Origin of the sequence: Rhodovulum sp. FJ3, from assembly GCF_032918305.1 — a bacterium.
In the GTDB taxonomy this organism is placed as follows: Bacteria; Pseudomonadota; Alphaproteobacteria; order Rhodobacterales; family Rhodobacteraceae; genus SAT37.
Map to the genome: position 1 here is coordinate 345,678 of NZ_JAWJUU010000001.1, position 17,029 is coordinate 362,706.

The following is a 17,029-nucleotide window of genomic DNA, read 5'->3' on the forward strand; positions in this document are numbered from 1 at the left end:
GGCGAACATCGAAAAAAATAAACAAATCGGCCTCGCTTAACTTCAAAAAAATAAATGAAAAAATGCACCCCTATGGGCGCTTTAAAATGTTAATTGCCCCACTCGTTCCCGCAAAATTGCCAGCCCACGATCAAGCGCCTGCGCCGCTTCAGCGCGCCCACCCGCCTCGACATAGAGACGAAGTTCCGGCGCATTCCCCGAGGGACGCACATGAAACACGCGCCCGTCCCGCGTCCGCATTCTGACCCCGTCCGTCAGATCGCATTCGGCCTCTTTCGCCCCAAGATGTTCAAGGAAGGCCGCGCGCGCAGAGGCGTCCGCGCCAAGTTCGGCCACCAATGCGCGCATGGCCTCTTCGGGCAGGTTCTGCAACCGGTCCGCCGCGGTGAACCGCGCGGGTTCCTCTGCGACGCGGGTTGATACTTTGCCTGCACCTGCCTCGGCGAGGACGGCCAAGATCGGCAACACGGCATCACGGGTCACAAGGGGCGCAATCCTGCCCCGTGGCCCCTTGGCGTCAAAGCCCAACAGGAACCCGCCATTCGCCTCATAGCCGCAGACCTTGCCGCCCGCCTGTTCCATCGCGGCGATCACATAGGGCGATCCAATGCGGGTGCGCATCACTGTCGCAAAGCCCTTTTCCATCACCGCACTGTTGGACGAAATCGGCGTCACAACTGCCTCGGCACCAAGGGCGTCCGAGGTGATCTGGCCCAACACATCGCCCGGCACCACCTGCCCCGCTTCATCGGCCAATAGGGGCCGGTCGGCGTCCCCGTCTGTCGAAACAATCGCGTGCAGATCATGCTCTTTCGACCACGCCTTGAGCATCTCGCGCATCTCATCGCTGACCGCTTCGGTATCGACCGGAATAAACGTGTCAGACCGGCCCAGTTCGACGACCGACGCCCCGCAGCCCCGCAAAATCGCCATCAACGGGTCCCGTCCGACGGAACTATGGGCGTAGAGCCCGATGCGCCGCCCCGTCAACGTGCCCGCATAGGCCATCACATACCGCGCGATATACTCTGCCCCGACCCGCTCATTCCGCTGCACCGTGCCACGTGGCACCGCCGGAACAGTTTGCCCTAGCGCGGCGGTGATCTGCATCTCGTCCGCTTTGGAGATTTCGCCTTGGGGTGTGTAAAATTTCAGGCCATTGCGGTCGGACGGTATGTGGCTGCCGGTGATCATGATCGCACCCGCCTGTGCCGCCTGTGCACCAAGCGCAAGGGCCGGTGTCGGCACGGCGCCGACGCGCACCACGTCCTGACCGACGTCTAGGGCAGCGGCCTCAACCATCGCGGCGATGCTGGGCGACGACGGGCGCAGGTCCTCGCCAATCCACAGCGCGTGCCCCAGATCGCAACTGGCAGCAAAGGCTTGGACATGGGCGGTTACGACATCCTCGGTCAACTCAACCACCAGCCCGCGCAAGCCGCTGGTCCCGAACCTAGGCGGCATTCAAATCTCGGAAATTATACATTTGCGGCAAAGCCTTACGTTTCAATCTAAAAAATAAATTTCAATTCAACCGCGCCACGCCCCGGCAATATTTCGCGTCACGCAGATGGGCGATGAACCAGAATGGTGAACCCCTCCTCCTTGCTCGGGGGGACGAAATGTTTGGCAAATCGGTGGAACGTGTCGTCGGTGACCTGAAACGGGTGATCGCCCAATGCGTTGCGTGCATGCAGACGTTCCAGACAGACCGCATCCGGCGTCTCCAGAACGTGCATGATGTGATCGGCGCCCGTCTCTTCGATCAGACCACGCATCCACCTGCGGCTGTCGATCGTGTTGGCCTGAAAATCCAGAACCACGGTCACGCCCGCCTCCAACAAGGCCACGATATGCGGCCCCATGGCCATGCGCAGACGCCCCGAATAGTGCAGGAAATCCGCACCCGTCCGCATCTGATCGCCAAACAGCGGTTGCAGCCAGTCATCCTCAACCACCAGAACCGCGCCGTGTTCGGCCACCAATTGCCCAGCCAGCGTCGATTTCCCCGACGCGATCTTGCCACAGAGCATATGCAACGTGCCGCGTTTTACAGACATCCGATCCCCGCTGTTCCTTTGCTGCGCCCCATAAGGTGCAATCGACGCCAATCACTATGGTCAAAGATTGACTCACCCCACGCAGATTGCAACCTATAGGCGTAGATTGTGAGATTAAGGAAATTCGAATGCGCTTGTTGTTTACTCTTCCCGCTATGGGTTTGCTTGCGGGATGCCTCAACACCGGACTGAGCGATCAACAAGAAACCGATCTGGTCGACCTTTGCCTGATCTTAGAAGAAGTAACGGGGCAATATTGGATCGACCACAGCATCAACACCTCTAGCGATCCCGAACTCAACACCCCAAGCGTCCGCCCCATTACCCAGCTTGGCGGTACCCAACGCGGCGCAGACAAGATCAACGCCTGTATCGAACGTCAAATCGTGGCCGGTACGACGGCGTTCTTGCCTTGATAAATCCTGACTAACCGGTCAAAAAGAACGCAGTTCAAATTGATCTGTGTATTTCTATGTCTGACCCCACAATTGCGGCCGGGTTTGCGGCCGCGTTTTTCGATTATGCCATTGAAAAAGGCGCGCCGCGCGACGTCCTGTTGTCGGCTTCGGGCCTGACGCCCGAGGACCTTGGCGATCAGGATAACCGCATCCCCGTAACCGCCTATCAAACCATGATCGGCGCGGGGATTGCGGCCACGGGGGACACGGCCCTGTTGCTGCGTCACACGCTGGACACGAAACTGGAAATGATCAGCGTCGTTGGCCAGATCGTACACAGTTCGGCCTCGCTGCCCCATTCGATTGAACAGCTGAACCGCTATCTGCACCTGATGGCAGAGAGCGAGGCGATGGCGGGCCGTGACCGGTTCGAGTTGCTGCAACAGGACGGACAGGTCTGGATCGTCGATCATATGCCCGTCTCCGGTCCCGACTATATCGGGATTGAAGCGTCTTTCGCGCGGTTCATCAGTGAATTCCGCCGCTCCTTCCCTGATCAGGTGTTCGGGATCGAAATGCAGGTCACCTATCCCGCCCCGCCCCATGTGGACGAATACCCCGACCTGTTCCAATTGCCCGTGACGTTCAACGCCACCCGCAATGCCCTGCGCATCGATCCGGTCTGGATCAGCGTGGATACGGAATTCGAACCGGGCAACGAATATGTCTTTGGGGTGTTCACCCGTCACGCGGATGAACTGCTAGCGAAACTGGGGCGCAGTGACAGCATCCGCGCGCGGATTGAGGCCCTGATCCTGCCCGACCTGCATCAGGGGTCGCTGTCGATGGACAAGGTCGCCCGTGATTTGGGTATGAGCCGACAGACCCTCTATCGTCGCCTCAAGGACGAGGGCGCGACATTCGCCGAAATCCACGACGACCTGCGCCACAAGATGGCGTTGGACTATCTGACCGCGCGCAAGGTGACGGTGAACGAGGCGGCCTATCTCTTGGGCTTTTCCGAGGCCTCCTCATTCGTGCGCGCCTTTAAACGCTGGACCGGTCAAAGCCCCAGCGCCTTTCGCGACGGCGCGCGGTGACAAAACCGACCGCAGGTTTCATTTGGCACCAGATGTCAATTCAATGAAACCTGTGGTCATCCCGATCCGCGCCGCCACTGTCTATGTCCCTGTGCAAGAACAACACGCACAAAGGACCATAGAAATGAAACGTTCCGCATTTGCCCTGATCGCCTCTGCCGCTCTGGTGGCGGCCTGTGCCGATAGCGGCGCCAACTACACCCCGATCGTGGACGGCACCAAGAACGCCACCTTTAACAGCGACCTCAGCGCCTGCCGCACCCTTGCCAAGCACGAACTGGCCAATGGCGATGCGGCCATGGGCGGGGCCATCGTGGGCGCAGGGGCCGGCGCGGTTCTGGGCGGTCTAGACAAAGACACCACCGCCGGTGCGGGGGCGCTGGTCGGCGCGGTGACCGGTGCGATTGCCGGTTCGGTCGAGAACCAAGAGGCGCAACAGGCCGTCGTCATCAAATGCATGCAAGGTCGCGGCCACGCCGTGGTCGGCTAACCCATCTGCCAAAGGACACGTCATGACCGACATCCTGACCTACCGCCGCCACCGGTTCGACGCGCTCTATGCGCTGTTGACCGGCGAAGGCATGGGCACCCGCCCTCACCGTCCCCAGACCGAGGGCCGCCTGCGCCCATCCACATTTGCGCCTGCCGCATTTGTGTTCAAATATCGGACCTAGGAACGAGGTGCCCCCATGTCCCATGCCCAATACGCCCTGATCTATGCGACCCTTTGCGGCCTGCCTGTCATCATGCACATCGGGTTGATCGCGGGGCGGGCATGGGGCCGGTACACGATGGGCGGGCGGTATTCCGGCCGTCTGCCCGCACGGTTGCGCGTCGCCTCTGGCGCGCAGGCCGTGGTGCTGATCACGATGGCGATTGTGGTGCTGGACCATGGCGGGGTGATCGCCCTGCCCCTGCCCGCGCCCGCGTTCTGGGTCGTCTTGGCCCTGACCATCGTGACAAACGTCTTGAACATCATCACCCCGTCCGCGCCGGAACGCCGCCTATGGGGTCCCGTCACCACAGGGATGAGCGCGGCGATCCTCGCCCTCGCCCTGCTCTGACCCGTGAAAGGAGCCGCCATGAACACCGTCTTTATCGCCGGAGCCACGGGGTATCTGGGCCGTCACCTCTGCGCGGAATACAGCCGCCGCGGGTGGTACGTCACCGCGCTTGTGCGTGATAGATCCCGCGCGCGCGATCTGGCCGCCGACAGTCTGGTTGAGGCGCAGGCGACCGATCCAAACACCCTGCGCGGGGTGATGGCGGGCGCGGATCTGGTGGTCTCGGCCCTTGGGATCACGAAACAGAACGACGGCCTGAGCTATCGCGACGTCGATTATCAGGCGAACCTGAACCTGCTGCATGAGGCCCTGCGCGCCCATGTGCCCCAATTCGCCTATGCCCATGTCCTGAACGCCGCCGCGATGCGCGACGTGCCCTTGGTCGCTGCGAAATGCGATTTCGTGGACGCCCTGTTGGCCGCCGATATCGCGCATACGATCATGGCCCCGTCGGGGTATTTTTCAGACATGGGGGATTTCCTGAGCATGGCGCGCGGCGGGCGGGTCTGGCTGTTCGGGGACGGGCAGAACCGGATCAACCCGATCCACGGCTCGGACCTTGCCGCCGCCACCGTCGACGCGACCGAGGCCCGCCGCCCATGGGTCGATATCGGCGGCCCGGACGTGTTTACCCACAACGAACTGGCCGCCTTGGCCTTTGACGTTTTGGGACGTCCGGCACGGGTGACACACCTGCCCGACGCGGTCCGGCGCGGTGCGATCCAGATGCTGCGCCTTGGCATCCCGCGTCAGATCGCAGGCCCCGCGCGGTTCTTTCTGACGGCGATGGGCATGGACATGATCGGCGAATGCCATGGGAACCACCAGCTGCGAAATCACTTTCAAAACGCCGTATAGAGCGCTCAATTTATTCGTAATTATCAAAATGACACTCTCCCGCGCGGGTGGCATGGCCGCCCTCATTTGTGCCCTGACATATGTGATCGGAATGGCGGTTCTGCTGCTGATCCTTGTGCCTTTGGGCTATGTCGATACGCCGCTGGGCGAATTGCCTTTGGCGGTCCAAACCGTGCCTGGCGTTATGATCGCGTGGAACACGGTGATCTATATCGTGAACGCCTTGGCTCTGCTCGTTTTGGTCACCGCCCTGTCCGCGCGGATGCGTGAAGGGGCGCCCGCGATGGCCGCCGTGGCGCAGGGCGCGGGCCTGATCTGGGCCGCGCTGGTCCTTGGCGCGGGGATGATCGCCAACGTCGCCGTGGAAATGGCGACCGCCCACCCCGACACCGCCGCGCCCCTGTGGCATGTGTTGCACGCGGTTGAGCTTGGCCTTGGCGGGGGCAACGAAATCGCGGGCGGGTTTTGGATCACTCTGGTCAGTCTCGGCGCAGGACATTTCGGACGCGGCATCCGTTGGGTCGGTGCCTTAACGGGCCTGTCCTGCGTCGCAACGATCATCCCCGCCGCGGGCGATCCGGCGGGCGCAATCTTTGGCCTCGGGGCAATCCTATGGTTCCTTCTGATCGCGGTACGCCTATGGCGCGATGCACCTATCAGTGCGCCGATCAAATAACCCATCAAAACCCATGGCGCGTTGTTGAAATCGAAACGCTCTTCTTTAGGTTGATTTTCAAAAGCAGCGAGTCTGCCCGAAATATCGCGAAAATTCACACATCCGCCCGCGTTTTAGAAATCGGCGTTCGTGGTCAGAGCATACTCGCCACCCGCTGGCAGATACGCGGCGATCCAGGCCATAAAGACATCGTTAAACGCGGTCAGCAACGCCGCGCGGTCGGCGCGATCCCGCATCCATGTGATCACCGTCCCCGACCCACGCGTGCCCAGATCGGGATAGACATAGGCGCAGCCCAGATAAGTCCCGTGACCATCACGGGTCACCCACGCAAACGACCGCGAAGAGGTAAATTCCCGCTCATGCCACGCCAGATCAATTGCGTTTTCCGACAGGGTCAAACCGACCGGCCAATCATCCCCGAACAGCCCCTTCAAAACGGCGCTCGATCCCGTCACGACCGCGAAATCCTCGTCCACGACGGACGGGTCCAGCGGGGTCAGATGAAATGTCCCCAAGACCGCCGAACGCGGCGGACTTGAGGTCGCAAAATCGGGATGCGGATCCACGGGTTATTCCCCGGGCATCTTGGCTTCGCGCTTGAACGGGTTCTCTTCTGGCACCTCATAATCGGGCGTGAACAGGCCCTTATCCCGCGCCTCGGCCATATAGCGGAAGGCATGCAGAGACATGCGCATCAGGTGATCACCGGCCTTGGTCGGCGGATATTTTTCGATTGCCTCAGGGGTGCGGAATTTCTCAAGCGGCTCAATGATCGCGTGATAATCCAACCCAAAGAATAGCGGCGCCGAATACCGTTCTTTCCCAATATTAACAACGCGATGCTGGGTGGACTTAAAGCGCCCACCGGACCACGTTTCGAACACGTCCCCGATGTTCACCACGAAACATCCCTCTAGCGGCGGGGCCTCGATCCAGACGTCCTCGGCGTTCATCACCTGCAACCCCGGACCGCCTTGCAACAGGATGGTAAAGCATTCGAAATCGGAATGCGCGTCGATGCCGACGACCTCATCCGACTTGGGCATGTCATTCTCGATATAGCGCAACAGGCGCAGTTGAGAGGTCGGACAGGTGATGTGCTGGGTCAGTTCCTCGGTCGGAACACCCAGTTCCAGCGCCAGCGCATCCAGCATCCGCAAACCAAGGTTAAACACCGCGTCGTAATAGGTCGACACCGTGTCCTTCCACCCCGGAATGTCGGGCCAGACATTGGGGCCTGTCATCCGCCAGCCGGCAAGGTAATCGGGATGATCGGCGGGCGCCTCATAGGACATATCCCACGCCTCGTTAAAGTTAATCTTCTTGGGGAACTTGGTGCCGTTCTCCTCAAACGGAACATAGCCGCGATGGTTGGTCGTGAACCCGCACCAGTTCTTCATCTTGATACTGCGGGGTTGCTCGTGGAACTGCTTGGAAGCTGCGAACAGCGCGTCAATCAGGTCCTGTGGAATGCCATGGTTGCGGATATAAAAGAACCCCGAGGTGCGCGCAGCCGCGCCCAATTCGGACGCCACGCGGGCCTTGTCCTCATCCGATCCGGTAAACAGTCCGGACAAATCGATAACCGGTAGGGTGGCCTCTTCGACCGACAGGGCCGTTTGCGAGGGCGAGTCGCCGTGCAGCATGTCACTTCTCCTTTAGGTTGCGCATAAATCCTGCCCAGCGACAGCCCCCAAGTCACGCACGGGATGAAAAAGGGCGCATGGTCCGACCTAGGTGATTGAATTTTAATCATCCGATCAGGGCTGTGCCTTTTATTACGTCCACCGGCGGAACTGGGATTTGACCAAACGGCCCAATGGTCGGGACGCTGAGCAAATAACACCAACAACCGAACATACGACCGACTATGGGAGATCGTCACATGTCCACACTCAACCGACGCAGCCTACTAAAATCCGCCACCGGAATCGCGGGCCTTGGCCTAGGGGCAAGCGTCATCGGCACCCCGTTGATCGCCCAGACCCGCAGCCTGAAAATCGGCTCGTACGGCGGCTATTTCGAAGACAGCTTCAAGACCCACATCTACCCCGCCTTTACCGAGGCCACGGGGATCGCGGTCGAAAGCGTGACCCAGCCGAACTCGTCCGACTGGCTGATCACCATGCAGCAGGCGACCGCCGCCGGGTCCGTGCCCGCCGACATCTCCCTTTACGCGCGCGACACCATGATCAAGGCCAGCCGCATCGGCGGTCTGATTGCGCCGCTGGACCTGACCAAGATGCCCGCGACATCGAACCTGGACGAATATTTCGTCTTCCAAGGGGCCGAGGGTCCGCTTGGCGTCGGTGCCATGTCGTGGTTCACCTCGATGGTCATCAACCCTGATGAGGTTGAGGCCCCTGCCTCGTGGGCGGAATTCTGGGACACGGACAAGTTCGAGGCCAGCCTCGGCATCGCCCAGCGCTTTAACGCGCAATTCCTCGACATCACCGCCGCGACCTTCTTTGACGGCGAAGAGACCTTCAAAACCAAAGAGGGCATTCTGGCGATCATCGACAAGGTGGCCGAGTTGAAACCCAACGTCGCCCTGTGGTGGTCCGCCGAAAGCCAGATGGAACAGGCGATGAAGAACGGCGACGTGATCGGCGGTCAGTATTACCTTGATGTGTCGAACCTGATGGCGGCCGACGGTTTCCCGATCAAGCCGATCTTCCCCAAAGAGGGCAACCCGCAGGACTACGGCTCGTGGTGCCTGTCGTCGCTGTCCGAAAAGGGCGATGAGGCGGCTGAGTTCATGAACTTTACCTCTGATCCGGCCATTCAGGCCCTGATGTCGCGCATGATCGGCACCGCGCCCTTGGTCGACAAATCCAAGACCGACCTGACGGACGATGAATTCGCCTTTGTGTCGGGCACGCCCGCGATCAAACCCGCCTATGAGGCCTATCTGGATAACGAGACCTTTATCCAAGAGAACTGGAACAAGATGCTGGCAGGTGGGGCATAAGCCTCGTGGCCGGTTTACACCTAGAGGCCATCAGCAAAACCTTTGGCACCCAAACCGCGGTCGAGCGGATGGACCTCAGCTTTGGTGATGGCGAACTGACGGCCCTGTTGGGGCCGTCAGGATGCGGCAAAACCACCCTGTTGCGCATGATTGCGGGGCTGGAAACGCCATCGACGGGGCGCATCATGCTGGGCGACACGGACGTGACCGCCCACCCCGCGCACAAGCGCAAATTCGGCATGGTGTTTCAGAACTTTGCCCTGTTTCCGCATCTGAACGTGCGCGAAAACGTGGGCTATGCCCTGACCATTGCGGGCGTGTCGAAATCCGAGGCGGGCACGCGCGCGGATCGTCTGTTGGACCTTGTGCAACTGACCGGATTTGCCGACCGGCGCATCGGGCAACTGTCCGGTGGCCAGCGGCAGCGCGTCGCCATCGCCCGCGCCCTTGCGCAGGAACCGGATATCTTTTTGCTGGACGAACCGATGTCCGCGCTGGACGCCAAACTGCGCGAAGAGATGCAGGTCGAACTGCGCCTTCTGCAACAACGCCTTGGGATCACCACCATCGTCGTGACCCATGACCAGCGTGAGGCGATGACCATGGCCGATCAGATCGTGGTCATGTCCAAGGGCCGTCTGGAACAGGTCGCCCCGCCCGATCGGATTTACAACACCCCGGCCAACAGCTTTGTGGCCGAGTTCATCGGCAAGGCCAATTTCCTGCGCGGTACGGTGCGCGATGCGGGCGTCGTGATCGGCGACAGCTATCTGCCGATCTCGCCCCCGCCACGGTTCATCAACGGATCACCGGTTCAGGTCGTCTGCCGCCCCGAACAAATCACCCTGACCGACGCCGGTCCCCTGATGGGCGAGGTTGTCTTTGTCCGCGATTTGGGGGCCAGCCGCGAAATCCACCTGAACACGCCGATTGGCACTCTGGTGGCCGAACTTGCCGCGACGATGGCCCCGACCACCCTGAAAAAGGGCGACCGCGTGGGCGTGCATTTGCCGGTTGGGGCGCTGCAACTGTTTCCCGACGGCACCGCGCCAGACCAGACCGCGATGGCCGCCGAATGACGACGATAGACGACACCGCCTTTGCCGCCCCACCCGCGCGCAGCCGCCCCACTTGGGCCAGCGGCACGAACCTGATCCTGATGGCCATCGGGGTCGTTTTGGTCGTGTTCTGCATCGTGCCCTTTGGATTGGTCATCGCGATTTCCTTTGGCCAAAAAATCGAAGGCGCGGCGTGGGAATGGGCGTTTACGTTCGAGAATTACCAACGGTTTTTTGTCGGCGCGGAATGGCCAGACACGGTGACGTTTCTGTATCTGCAACGCCTTGGCTATGCCCTGTGGTATGCGGTGATCGCGTCGGTTCTGGCGGTGGCAAGCGCGCTGCCCTTTACCTATCTGATGACCCGCCTGTCGCGCGCGGCACAGGCGCGGTGGCTGGTGTTTCTGCTGGCCTCGCTGTCGCTGTCCGAAGTGTTCATCGTCATGGGCTGGGACATCCTGTTGTCCAACCGCTCGGGCCTGCCTGCGTTGTTCAAGGCGACGGGCCTGACCGCGTGGCTGAAGGACGTTGGGTGGTTCGACGTGTTGCGCGACTGGGGTCTTGCGAACCCGCGCAACGTCAAATTCAAACCGTCGCAATTCGCGACGATCCTGACCATGTCCTATCTGGTCTGGCCCTATGCGGTGATCCTGCTCTACCCCGCGCTATCGCGGCTGGATACGTCCCTGATCGAGGCCGCCCGCACGATGGGCGCGCGGCCATTTACGGTGGCGCGCACGGTGATCCTGCCCTCGGTGCGTCTGCCAGTAATCGGATCGACGTTTCTGTTGTTCGTCTTTCTATTGGGCACCTATGTGGCGATCACGGTTTTCGCCAATCCGGACAAGCACACCACAGCCGTCTCTATCTATCAAAGCGTCCGTGGCGCGTCCTTGAACGCCCCCTTTGGCGCCACGCAGGCGGTGATCCTGTTGATCACGGCGGCGGTGTTCCTTGGCCTTGGTCAGGCGCTGAACCGCGCCTCGGGGGGGGCACGGTGATGTTGCGGATCGTTGGACATCTGTTCATGGCCCTGTCGGCGGTTGTGCTGGCCCTGCCGATTGTGGTGGTGGCGGCCTCCGCGTTGAACAGCGGGCGCACCATGCTGTTCCCGCCCGAAGACCCGACACTAGACCGGTTCTGGGAATTCTTTGTGACCGAAACCGTCTGGACCACGGCCTTGCTGAACTCGATGATCATCGCGGTGGGCGCGGCGGTTCTGGCGGTGGTTCTGGCGTGGCCCTTGGCCTATGTCCTGTGGTCCTCCGGGTCCAAGGCGTCCAAGACCCTTGCCGCGCTGGGGTCCATGCCCTTTGCCCTGCCACCCATCGTGTTTGGCGTGGGCCTTGGGTTTTTCTGGGCATTTCTCGGCGCGCTTGGCACGATCGCGGCGGGGATTATCAGCCACGGCATCCTGTTTCTGGCCCTGCCTCTGGTGACGATTTCCATCGGCCTGCAATCCATCGACCGCGCCAATATCGAGGCCGCCGCGACCATGGGCGCGACCGAGGCGATGATCTTTCGCACCGTGATCCTGCCCCAGACCCTACCGTATACGATCTCGGGGTTCTTTTTCGCGCTGGTGCTGTCGTTCAACGAATTCATCGTGATGTTCTTCGTCTCGGCCTCAGCCTATGCGACGGTCACGCTGCAAATCTTCAACTCGCTGCGCAACGGCTATACGCCCACGATGGCCGTCGGCGCGATCACGTTCATCACAGTCTCTGTTCTGGTGTTTTCGGCGGTGGCCCGTTGGGGTGACCTGCCGCGCCTGATGGGGGCCGATCAATCCAAAACCTAAGGAGCACCCCCATGGCACGCCAACCCACTCTTGTCGGTCAACCGGTTCTGATGGTCATCGACATCCAGAAATCCGCCTTTATGGAGCACAAGGCCGGCATCCCCTGTATGCCCAAATACCGCGAGAACATGGAGCGCGCCCGCACCGTCATCGACGCCGCCCATGACGCGGGCATTCCGGTGATCTTTTTTCAGGAAATCCACCGCCGCAATCAGGTCGATTACGGGCGCGAACTGGACGGGAGCGAGGACATCCATTGCATGGAGGGCGAACCGGGCACGCCCGTCGCCGCCGAGGAAATGGACATGCGCGACACGGACTATTTCGTGCACAAGCGCCGCTATTCCTGTTTCTTCGGGACCGAGACCGAAATCCTGCTCAAGGGGCTCAAGGCGCAGACGCTGATCCTGATCGGGGGGATGACGGATGTCTGTGTGCATTACACATTCGCCGACGGGCATCAGCACGATTACTATTGCCGTGTGATTGGCGACTGCGTTGGCGGCACCTCGCCCGAGGCGCATCAGGCGTCCCTGAACGCGATGGAGTATCTGCAAGAGGGCGCCGTCCTAAGCGCATCTGACATCATCGCCGAATTGCAATCGACAAAAATGGCCGCCGAGTGAGCAGCGTGATCACCGCATCCGACCTACGCGGACATTGGCGGCGCGACTGGATCAAGACGCCCGACCGGTTCGATGACACCACCCGTGTGCATTGGCTACAGGGCGACGGGATCTATGCCGACATCCGTGTGCCGTTGCACCGCCCCGACCTTGGCGATGCGACCTGTCTGGCCGAGTTGCCCTCGCCCGTGCTGGCCGATCTGATGCAGGCCGAGGGGTTCGCGGGCGACATCACCGTTTCGGGCGGCGTCTGCACATGGGCGCGTCATATCAACCTGCACGGCCTGCCCGCGCCGGTGGATGCGGGCGCGATGTGGTTTCAGGACGATGGCGCGCTGATTGAGGACGGGGTGCATGCCACCTATCGCGAACGCTGGCACGGGGTGGCGACGCCGCCCCTGAACGCCTTGTCGGTTGAGATCGACGGGTTGCGCATCATCACCGTCTGGAACGCGCATGTGTTTCAGGTGGCCAGCGGTCCACTCCGCCACGCCGCCGACCCGCATCTGATCGACGTGCTGCGCGCAGGCACCGACGATCCCGCCACCCGTGCCGCCGGTTTCGCCGCGCAATATACCCTTGGCACATGGCAGGACGGGGTGGGCATGGCGACCCTTTCAACCAACCCCTTTGTCGAAAACGCCCCCGCCCTGCGCCACACCTCAAACGCCCTGATCTGGACGCGCACCGGATTTGACGGCACGCGCACCGACATCCCCTTGCCCGCCCCGCTACAGGAGCTTTCCGCATGACCCTACCCGTCGCAGACCACTGGTTCACCGCCACCAAGATCGACGCCGACACCACCCTGATCCTAGAGCCGCATATTCACGTTCTGGAACAGGCCAACATGTTTCTGGTTGAGGGCACGGAAAAGGACATGATCCTTGACACCGGCATGGGCGTGATCCCGTTCAAACCCTATCTGGACAGCCTGCGCAAAGACCCGTCCAAGCCGATCATCTGTGTCTCGTCCCACACCCATATCGACCACATCGGCGCGGTGCATGAATTCGACATCCGCCTTGTCCACCCCGCCGAGGCCGATGAGATGGCCGCGCCGTCGGGCCTGACAACCCTGTTTCGCCGCGACATGCCCGAGACCCTGTTGCAGACGTTTCTGGACGCGGGCTATCCCCCGATTGGCGAGCTGTTGATCGAGGCCCTGCCGTTCGCGGGCTATGACCCCGAGACCTATCGCCTGCAGGGTGCGCCGGCGACCGGACTGTTGAACCACGGGGATACGGTTGATCTGGGCAATCACGTTTATGAGGTGCTGCACCTGCCGGGCCATTCGCCGGGCGGGATCGGGCTATTTGAACGGGAAACTGGCGTCCTGTTCGGGGCCGATGCGATCTATGACGGCCCCCTGATTTTTGAAGGCCCGGGGATGAGCGTCGAGGACTACCGCGCCACCTTTGCCCTGCTGAAGACCCTGCCTGTCACCATCGTGCACGGCGGCCACGACCCCAGCTTTGATCGCGCGCGGATGCTAGAAATCATCGCCCATTATGAGGGTCTTTGGGATCAGCAAGACCGCGCGGATCAACGCCAATCGGGGTAAACTCCACGCGGACCTTGCCAATCCATCAAAGATGACGCCAAATGACGTTAAAACGTCAAAGGCATCACCATGGCAAACCGCCCGACAATCAAAGACGTCGCCCGCGCCGCAGGGGTTAGCGTGACCACCGTCGACCGTGCGATCAACGGTCGCCTGACGGTGCGCGAAGAGACCTTGCGCAAGATTGCCGAAGCCGCCCATCGCGTCGGCTATCACGGCAAGGGTGTTCTCAACCACAAGCTGGACGCCTCCGTCCCGAAACGACGCTTGGGTCTGGTGCTGGTCAAACGGCGGCAAGAGTTTTACCGCAATTTTGCGCGTGAGATCGAATTGGCCATGGCCGCACGCCGTGACTTTCGCGGCGAGGTGGTGATCCGGTTCGCGGCCTCGCAATCACCCGACGATTTCGCGCATGAAATTCGGACGCTCGGGGCCGAGGTTGACGCGCTGGCCTGTGTGGCGGTGAACCACCGCAAGGTGGATGAGGCCGTGAGCGAGCTGCAAGACAACGGCGTGCCGGTGTTCGCCCTGTTGAACGACACGGCACAAGGCATCCGCAAAACCTATTTGGGCCTTAATAATATGAAGGTTGGGCGCAGTGCCGCGTGGTTCATGACCCGCATCTCCCGCACGCCAGGCAAGCTGGCGGTGTTCGTTGGCGGCAACCGCTGGCATGGGCATGACCTGCGTGAGGTGGGATTTCGGTCCTTTATCCGCGCCGAGGCACCGGCGTTCACGGTGCTGGACACCTTGGTCAATCTGGAAACGCGCCAAGTGACTTATGAGGCGACGCTGGACCTGTTGACGCGGCACAGTGATCTGGCGGGGATTTATGTTGCGGGCGGCGGGATGGAGGGCGCGATTGCCGCCCTGCGCGAGGCGCGCCCGCCCAACAAGGTTACCCTGATTGTCAACGAACTGACCGATGAAAGCCGCGCCGCGCTGGCCGATGGCTATGTGCAGATGGTGAATTCCACCCCCCTGCCCGAACTGTGCCGCGACTTGGTCGACACGCTGGCCGCCGCCCTGTCCGAGGATGGCCTTTCAGATGCGGGACAGCGGTTTCTGGACCCCAAGGTCTATCTGCCCGAGATGCTGTAATGACGTTTTTCCGTCATTTTGCACCCACAGAAAAACGTCATAATTGACGCGAAACGCCTGCGGTCAAATTGACGGACACGGGTCTTTGCGCGCAACGTCCGGCCGACACATGGCCCCGAAGGCGCGGGCGACGGGGAGCATGATGAAAAAAGCGTTGAACCAGATGACCACCCCGCACCTCAGCTTTGCGGCATTTCTGGACCTTGCGCGCGCCTTGGGCTGTGTCGGGGTGGAGGCGCGCAATGATATGGATGCGCTGGGGCGTCCGTTGTTTGACGGGATGGACCCCACCGAGGCCGGTCAGATGATCCGCGATCACGGCCTGCGCCTTGTCGGCCTGTCACAGGTCTATCCGTTCAACGCGTGGGACGCGGCGCGCAAGGAGGAGGTCGCCGCCCTGATCGCCACGGCCAAGGCCGCAGGGGCCGAAACCATCAGTCTGATCCCCCGCAACGACGGCACCGGCGCGGGCAATGGCGAACGTCAGGCCAACCTGCGGATTGCTCTCAAGGACATCTACCCCATGCTGGTCGCGGCGGATATGGTCGCACTGGTGGAACCGCTGGGCTTTGGCCGGTCGTCCCTGCGCTCCAAGACAGAACTGGTCGACACGATTGTGGCCCTCGACATCGCGGATCGGGTCAAGCTGGTCCATGACACGTTCCATCACGCGCTGGCCGGTGGTGGGGATTTTTACCCCGCGCATACCGGCATCGTGCATATTTCGGCGGTGACCGACCCGTCACTGACCTTTGATGAAATGCAAGACGCGCACCGCGTTCTGGTCGGGCCGGACGATCGCCTTGGCACGGTCGACCAGATCGCCGCATTGCGGGCCGCGGGCTATGACGGGCCGGTGTCCTATGAATGCTTTTCGCCCGAGACACAGGCCCTGCGCGATCCGCTGCACGACATCGGTGCGTCCTTTGCCTACATTGAGGCGCAAATCGAGGCGTTTGTTTAAGCTATGACAACCATTCCCCATCACGACACATCGGCCCTGATCATTGGTGGCACCGAAGGTTTGGGCGCGGCGATTGCCGAGCAACTGATCGCAGGCGGCTGTACCCGCATGGTCATTGCCGGTCGCGACACCGCCAAGGGCGAGGCCGCCGCCGCCAAAATTGGCGCGACCTTTATGCCCGTCGATCTGGCCGACACAGAGGCCGTGGTCGCGCTGGTCGATGCAGCAGACGCGCATTTGGGCGGGCTGAACGCCTTGGCCGTGGCCGGTGCCACGACCGAGCGGGGCTCAATCCTGAACACCACGCCCGAGAGTTTTGATCGGGTGTTCACGATCAACACACGCTCGCCCTATTTCGCGCTGCAACGGTTTGCGCAGAACGCCGTGGCAGCGGGTCGGCCCGCGTCGGTGGTCAATATCCTGACCGTGTCGGCCTATGTCGGGCAGAGCTTTCTGTCCCCCTATGCCGCGTCCAAGGCCGCCCTGACCAACATCACGCGCAACGCCGCGCAGGCCCTGCGCAGCGACCATATCCGTGTGAACGGGATCAACTGCGGCTGGATGGACACGCCCGGTGAGGACCGCGTGCAACGCGCCTATCACGGGGCGGGCGACGATTGGCTGGCCCTTGCCGAAGCGGATCAGCCCATGGGCACCCTTGTAAAACCCGACAGCGTGGCGCGCCAAGCGTCGCTGATGCTGTCGCCTGTGTCGGGCGTGATGACGGGGGCGATCGTCGATTTCGATCAGCACGTCATCGGCGCCCTTCCCGAATGATTGGAGAG

At 61.5% G+C, this 17,029-nt stretch carries 21 protein-coding genes; 17 read left to right on the top strand and 4 right to left on the bottom strand.

Annotated elements, in window-relative coordinates:
- Nucleotides 1-81: 81 nt before the first annotated feature.
- A complete protein-coding gene (locus R1W00_RS01665) occupies nt 82-1,464 on the bottom strand; it encodes a phosphomannomutase (RefSeq protein ID WP_317260973.1) in 1,383 nt (460 codons plus the stop codon).
- Nucleotides 1,465-1,562: 98 nt separating this feature from the next.
- Nucleotides 1,563-2,060 carry an ATP-binding protein gene (locus tag R1W00_RS01670; protein ID WP_317260974.1) on the bottom strand — a complete coding sequence of 166 codons (498 nt, stop codon included), beginning with the start codon at nt 2,058-2,060 and terminating at the stop codon, nt 1,563-1,565.
- 128 nt (nt 2,061-2,188) lie between these two features.
- On the opposite strand from R1W00_RS01670, the gene R1W00_RS01675 reads away from it, so the two are divergent.
- From R1W00_RS01675 to R1W00_RS01705, 7 genes are all read left to right on the top strand, one after another.
- Nucleotides 2,189-2,476, top strand: a complete 288-nt coding sequence (locus R1W00_RS01675) for a hypothetical protein (RefSeq protein WP_317260975.1) — start codon at nt 2,189-2,191, stop codon at nt 2,474-2,476.
- A 56-nt stretch (nt 2,477-2,532) separates the two neighbouring features.
- On the top strand, nt 2,533-3,558 hold the full coding sequence (locus R1W00_RS01680) for an AraC family transcriptional regulator (RefSeq protein ID WP_317260976.1): 1,026 nt from the start codon (nt 2,533-2,535) through the stop codon (nt 3,556-3,558).
- A 124-nt stretch (nt 3,559-3,682) separates the two neighbouring features.
- The gene (locus tag R1W00_RS01685; RefSeq protein ID WP_317260977.1) at nt 3,683-4,048 is read left to right on the top strand and encodes a glycine zipper family protein; all 366 of its coding nucleotides are present in this window, start codon (nt 3,683-3,685) and stop codon (nt 4,046-4,048) included.
- A 22-nt stretch (nt 4,049-4,070) separates the two neighbouring features.
- Nucleotides 4,071-4,232, top strand: a complete 162-nt coding sequence (locus tag R1W00_RS01690) for a hypothetical protein (RefSeq protein ID WP_317260978.1) — start codon at nt 4,071-4,073, stop codon at nt 4,230-4,232.
- Between the two features lie 15 nt (nt 4,233-4,247).
- Nucleotides 4,248-4,622 (top strand): hypothetical protein, encoded by a 375-nt coding sequence (locus R1W00_RS01695; protein ID WP_317260979.1) that lies wholly within the window; start codon nt 4,248-4,250, stop codon nt 4,620-4,622.
- 18 nt (nt 4,623-4,640) lie between these two features.
- Entirely contained in the window at nt 4,641-5,480 is an 840-nt protein-coding gene (locus tag R1W00_RS01700) for an SDR family oxidoreductase (protein WP_317260980.1), read from the top strand.
- Nucleotides 5,481-5,532: 52 nt separating this feature from the next.
- Nucleotides 5,533-6,156: a hypothetical protein gene (locus R1W00_RS01705; protein WP_317260981.1), complete on the top strand. Its 624-nt coding sequence runs from the start codon at nt 5,533-5,535 to the stop codon at nt 6,154-6,156.
- Nucleotides 6,157-6,269: 113 nt separating this feature from the next.
- On the opposite strand, the gene R1W00_RS01710 is transcribed toward R1W00_RS01705, so the two are convergent.
- Nucleotides 6,270-6,725, bottom strand: a complete 456-nt coding sequence (locus tag R1W00_RS01710; protein WP_317260982.1) for a hypothetical protein — start codon at nt 6,723-6,725, stop codon at nt 6,270-6,272.
- 3 nt (nt 6,726-6,728) lie between these two features.
- Nucleotides 6,729-7,805 (bottom strand): isopenicillin N synthase family dioxygenase, encoded by a 1,077-nt coding sequence (locus R1W00_RS01715; RefSeq protein WP_317260983.1) that lies wholly within the window; start codon nt 7,803-7,805, stop codon nt 6,729-6,731.
- A 239-nt stretch (nt 7,806-8,044) separates the two neighbouring features.
- Between R1W00_RS01715 and R1W00_RS01720 the strand changes: the two genes are divergently transcribed.
- From R1W00_RS01720 to R1W00_RS01765, 10 genes are all read left to right on the top strand, one after another.
- Entirely contained in the window at nt 8,045-9,130 is a 1,086-nt protein-coding gene (locus R1W00_RS01720) for a PotD/PotF family extracellular solute-binding protein (protein ID WP_317260984.1), read from the top strand.
- Nucleotides 9,131-9,135: 5 nt separating this feature from the next.
- Nucleotides 9,136-10,209, top strand: a complete 1,074-nt coding sequence (locus tag R1W00_RS01725) for an ABC transporter ATP-binding protein (protein WP_317260985.1) — start codon at nt 9,136-9,138, stop codon at nt 10,207-10,209.
- Nucleotides 10,206-11,189 (top strand): hypothetical protein, encoded by a 984-nt coding sequence (locus R1W00_RS01730; RefSeq protein WP_317260986.1) that lies wholly within the window; start codon nt 10,206-10,208, stop codon nt 11,187-11,189. The genes R1W00_RS01725 and R1W00_RS01730 overlap by 4 nt, the downstream gene beginning before the upstream one ends.
- On the top strand, nt 11,189-11,989 hold the full coding sequence (locus R1W00_RS01735; protein ID WP_317260987.1) for an ABC transporter permease: 801 nt from the start codon (nt 11,189-11,191) through the stop codon (nt 11,987-11,989). Before R1W00_RS01730 ends, R1W00_RS01735 begins: the two co-directional genes overlap by 1 nt.
- 11 nt (nt 11,990-12,000) lie before the next feature.
- Nucleotides 12,001-12,615 carry a cysteine hydrolase gene (locus tag R1W00_RS01740; RefSeq protein WP_317260988.1) on the top strand — a complete coding sequence of 205 codons (615 nt, stop codon included), beginning with the start codon at nt 12,001-12,003 and terminating at the stop codon, nt 12,613-12,615.
- Complete coding sequence (locus R1W00_RS01745; RefSeq protein WP_317260989.1) at nt 12,612-13,367, top strand: hypothetical protein; 756 nt, start codon at nt 12,612-12,614, stop codon at nt 13,365-13,367. The genes R1W00_RS01740 and R1W00_RS01745 overlap by 4 nt, the downstream gene beginning before the upstream one ends.
- Nucleotides 13,364-14,179, top strand: a complete 816-nt coding sequence (locus R1W00_RS01750; RefSeq protein WP_317260990.1) for an MBL fold metallo-hydrolase — start codon at nt 13,364-13,366, stop codon at nt 14,177-14,179. The genes R1W00_RS01745 and R1W00_RS01750 overlap by 4 nt, the downstream gene beginning before the upstream one ends.
- Nucleotides 14,180-14,248: 69 nt before the next feature.
- Nucleotides 14,249-15,280, top strand: coding sequence for a LacI family DNA-binding transcriptional regulator (locus tag R1W00_RS01755; protein WP_317260991.1), 1,032 nt, complete (start codon nt 14,249-14,251; stop codon nt 15,278-15,280).
- Nucleotides 15,281-15,422: 142 nt separating this feature from the next.
- Nucleotides 15,423-16,244 carry a TIM barrel protein gene (locus R1W00_RS01760; protein ID WP_317260992.1) on the top strand — a complete coding sequence of 274 codons (822 nt, stop codon included), beginning with the start codon at nt 15,423-15,425 and terminating at the stop codon, nt 16,242-16,244.
- A gap of 3 nt (nt 16,245-16,247) precedes the next feature.
- Nucleotides 16,248-17,021 carry an SDR family oxidoreductase gene (locus R1W00_RS01765; protein ID WP_317260993.1) on the top strand — a complete coding sequence of 258 codons (774 nt, stop codon included), beginning with the start codon at nt 16,248-16,250 and terminating at the stop codon, nt 17,019-17,021.
- The last annotated feature ends 8 nt before the right edge of the window (nt 17,022-17,029 follow it).

Excerpts from the sequence above, each read along its gene's own strand:
- R1W00_RS01740 (WP_317260988.1), top strand. The coding sequence starts at position 12,001 with ATGGCACGCCAACCCACTCTTGTCGGTCAACCGGTTCTGATGGTCATC.
- R1W00_RS01690 (WP_317260978.1), top strand. The coding sequence starts at position 4,071 with ATGACCGACATCCTGACCTACCGCCGCCACCGGTTCGACGCGCTCTAT.
- R1W00_RS01700 (WP_317260980.1), top strand. The coding sequence starts at position 4,641 with ATGAACACCGTCTTTATCGCCGGAGCCACGGGGTATCTGGGCCGTCAC.
- R1W00_RS01680 (WP_317260976.1), top strand. The coding sequence starts at position 2,533 with ATGTCTGACCCCACAATTGCGGCCGGGTTTGCGGCCGCGTTTTTCGAT.
- R1W00_RS01720 (WP_317260984.1), top strand. The coding sequence starts at position 8,045 with ATGTCCACACTCAACCGACGCAGCCTACTAAAATCCGCCACCGGAATC.
- R1W00_RS01715 (WP_317260983.1), bottom strand. The coding sequence starts at position 7,805 with ATGCTGCACGGCGACTCGCCCTCGCAAACGGCCCTGTCGGTCGAAGAG.
- R1W00_RS01765 (WP_317260993.1), top strand. The coding sequence starts at position 16,248 with ATGACAACCATTCCCCATCACGACACATCGGCCCTGATCATTGGTGGC.
- R1W00_RS01735 (WP_317260987.1), top strand. The coding sequence starts at position 11,189 with ATGTTGCGGATCGTTGGACATCTGTTCATGGCCCTGTCGGCGGTTGTG.
- R1W00_RS01665 (WP_317260973.1), bottom strand. The coding sequence starts at position 1,464 with ATGCCGCCTAGGTTCGGGACCAGCGGCTTGCGCGGGCTGGTGGTTGAG.
- R1W00_RS01760 (WP_317260992.1), top strand. The coding sequence starts at position 15,423 with ATGAAAAAAGCGTTGAACCAGATGACCACCCCGCACCTCAGCTTTGCG.
- R1W00_RS01750 (WP_317260990.1), top strand. The coding sequence starts at position 13,364 with ATGACCCTACCCGTCGCAGACCACTGGTTCACCGCCACCAAGATCGAC.
- R1W00_RS01755 (WP_317260991.1), top strand. The coding sequence starts at position 14,249 with ATGGCAAACCGCCCGACAATCAAAGACGTCGCCCGCGCCGCAGGGGTT.
- R1W00_RS01675 (WP_317260975.1), top strand. The coding sequence starts at position 2,189 with ATGCGCTTGTTGTTTACTCTTCCCGCTATGGGTTTGCTTGCGGGATGC.
- R1W00_RS01685 (WP_317260977.1), top strand. The coding sequence starts at position 3,683 with ATGAAACGTTCCGCATTTGCCCTGATCGCCTCTGCCGCTCTGGTGGCG.
- R1W00_RS01730 (WP_317260986.1), top strand. The coding sequence starts at position 10,206 with ATGACGACGATAGACGACACCGCCTTTGCCGCCCCACCCGCGCGCAGC.
- R1W00_RS01695 (WP_317260979.1), top strand. The coding sequence starts at position 4,248 with ATGTCCCATGCCCAATACGCCCTGATCTATGCGACCCTTTGCGGCCTG.
- R1W00_RS01705 (WP_317260981.1), top strand. The coding sequence starts at position 5,533 with ATGGCCGCCCTCATTTGTGCCCTGACATATGTGATCGGAATGGCGGTT.
- R1W00_RS01670 (WP_317260974.1), bottom strand. The coding sequence starts at position 2,060 with ATGTCTGTAAAACGCGGCACGTTGCATATGCTCTGTGGCAAGATCGCG.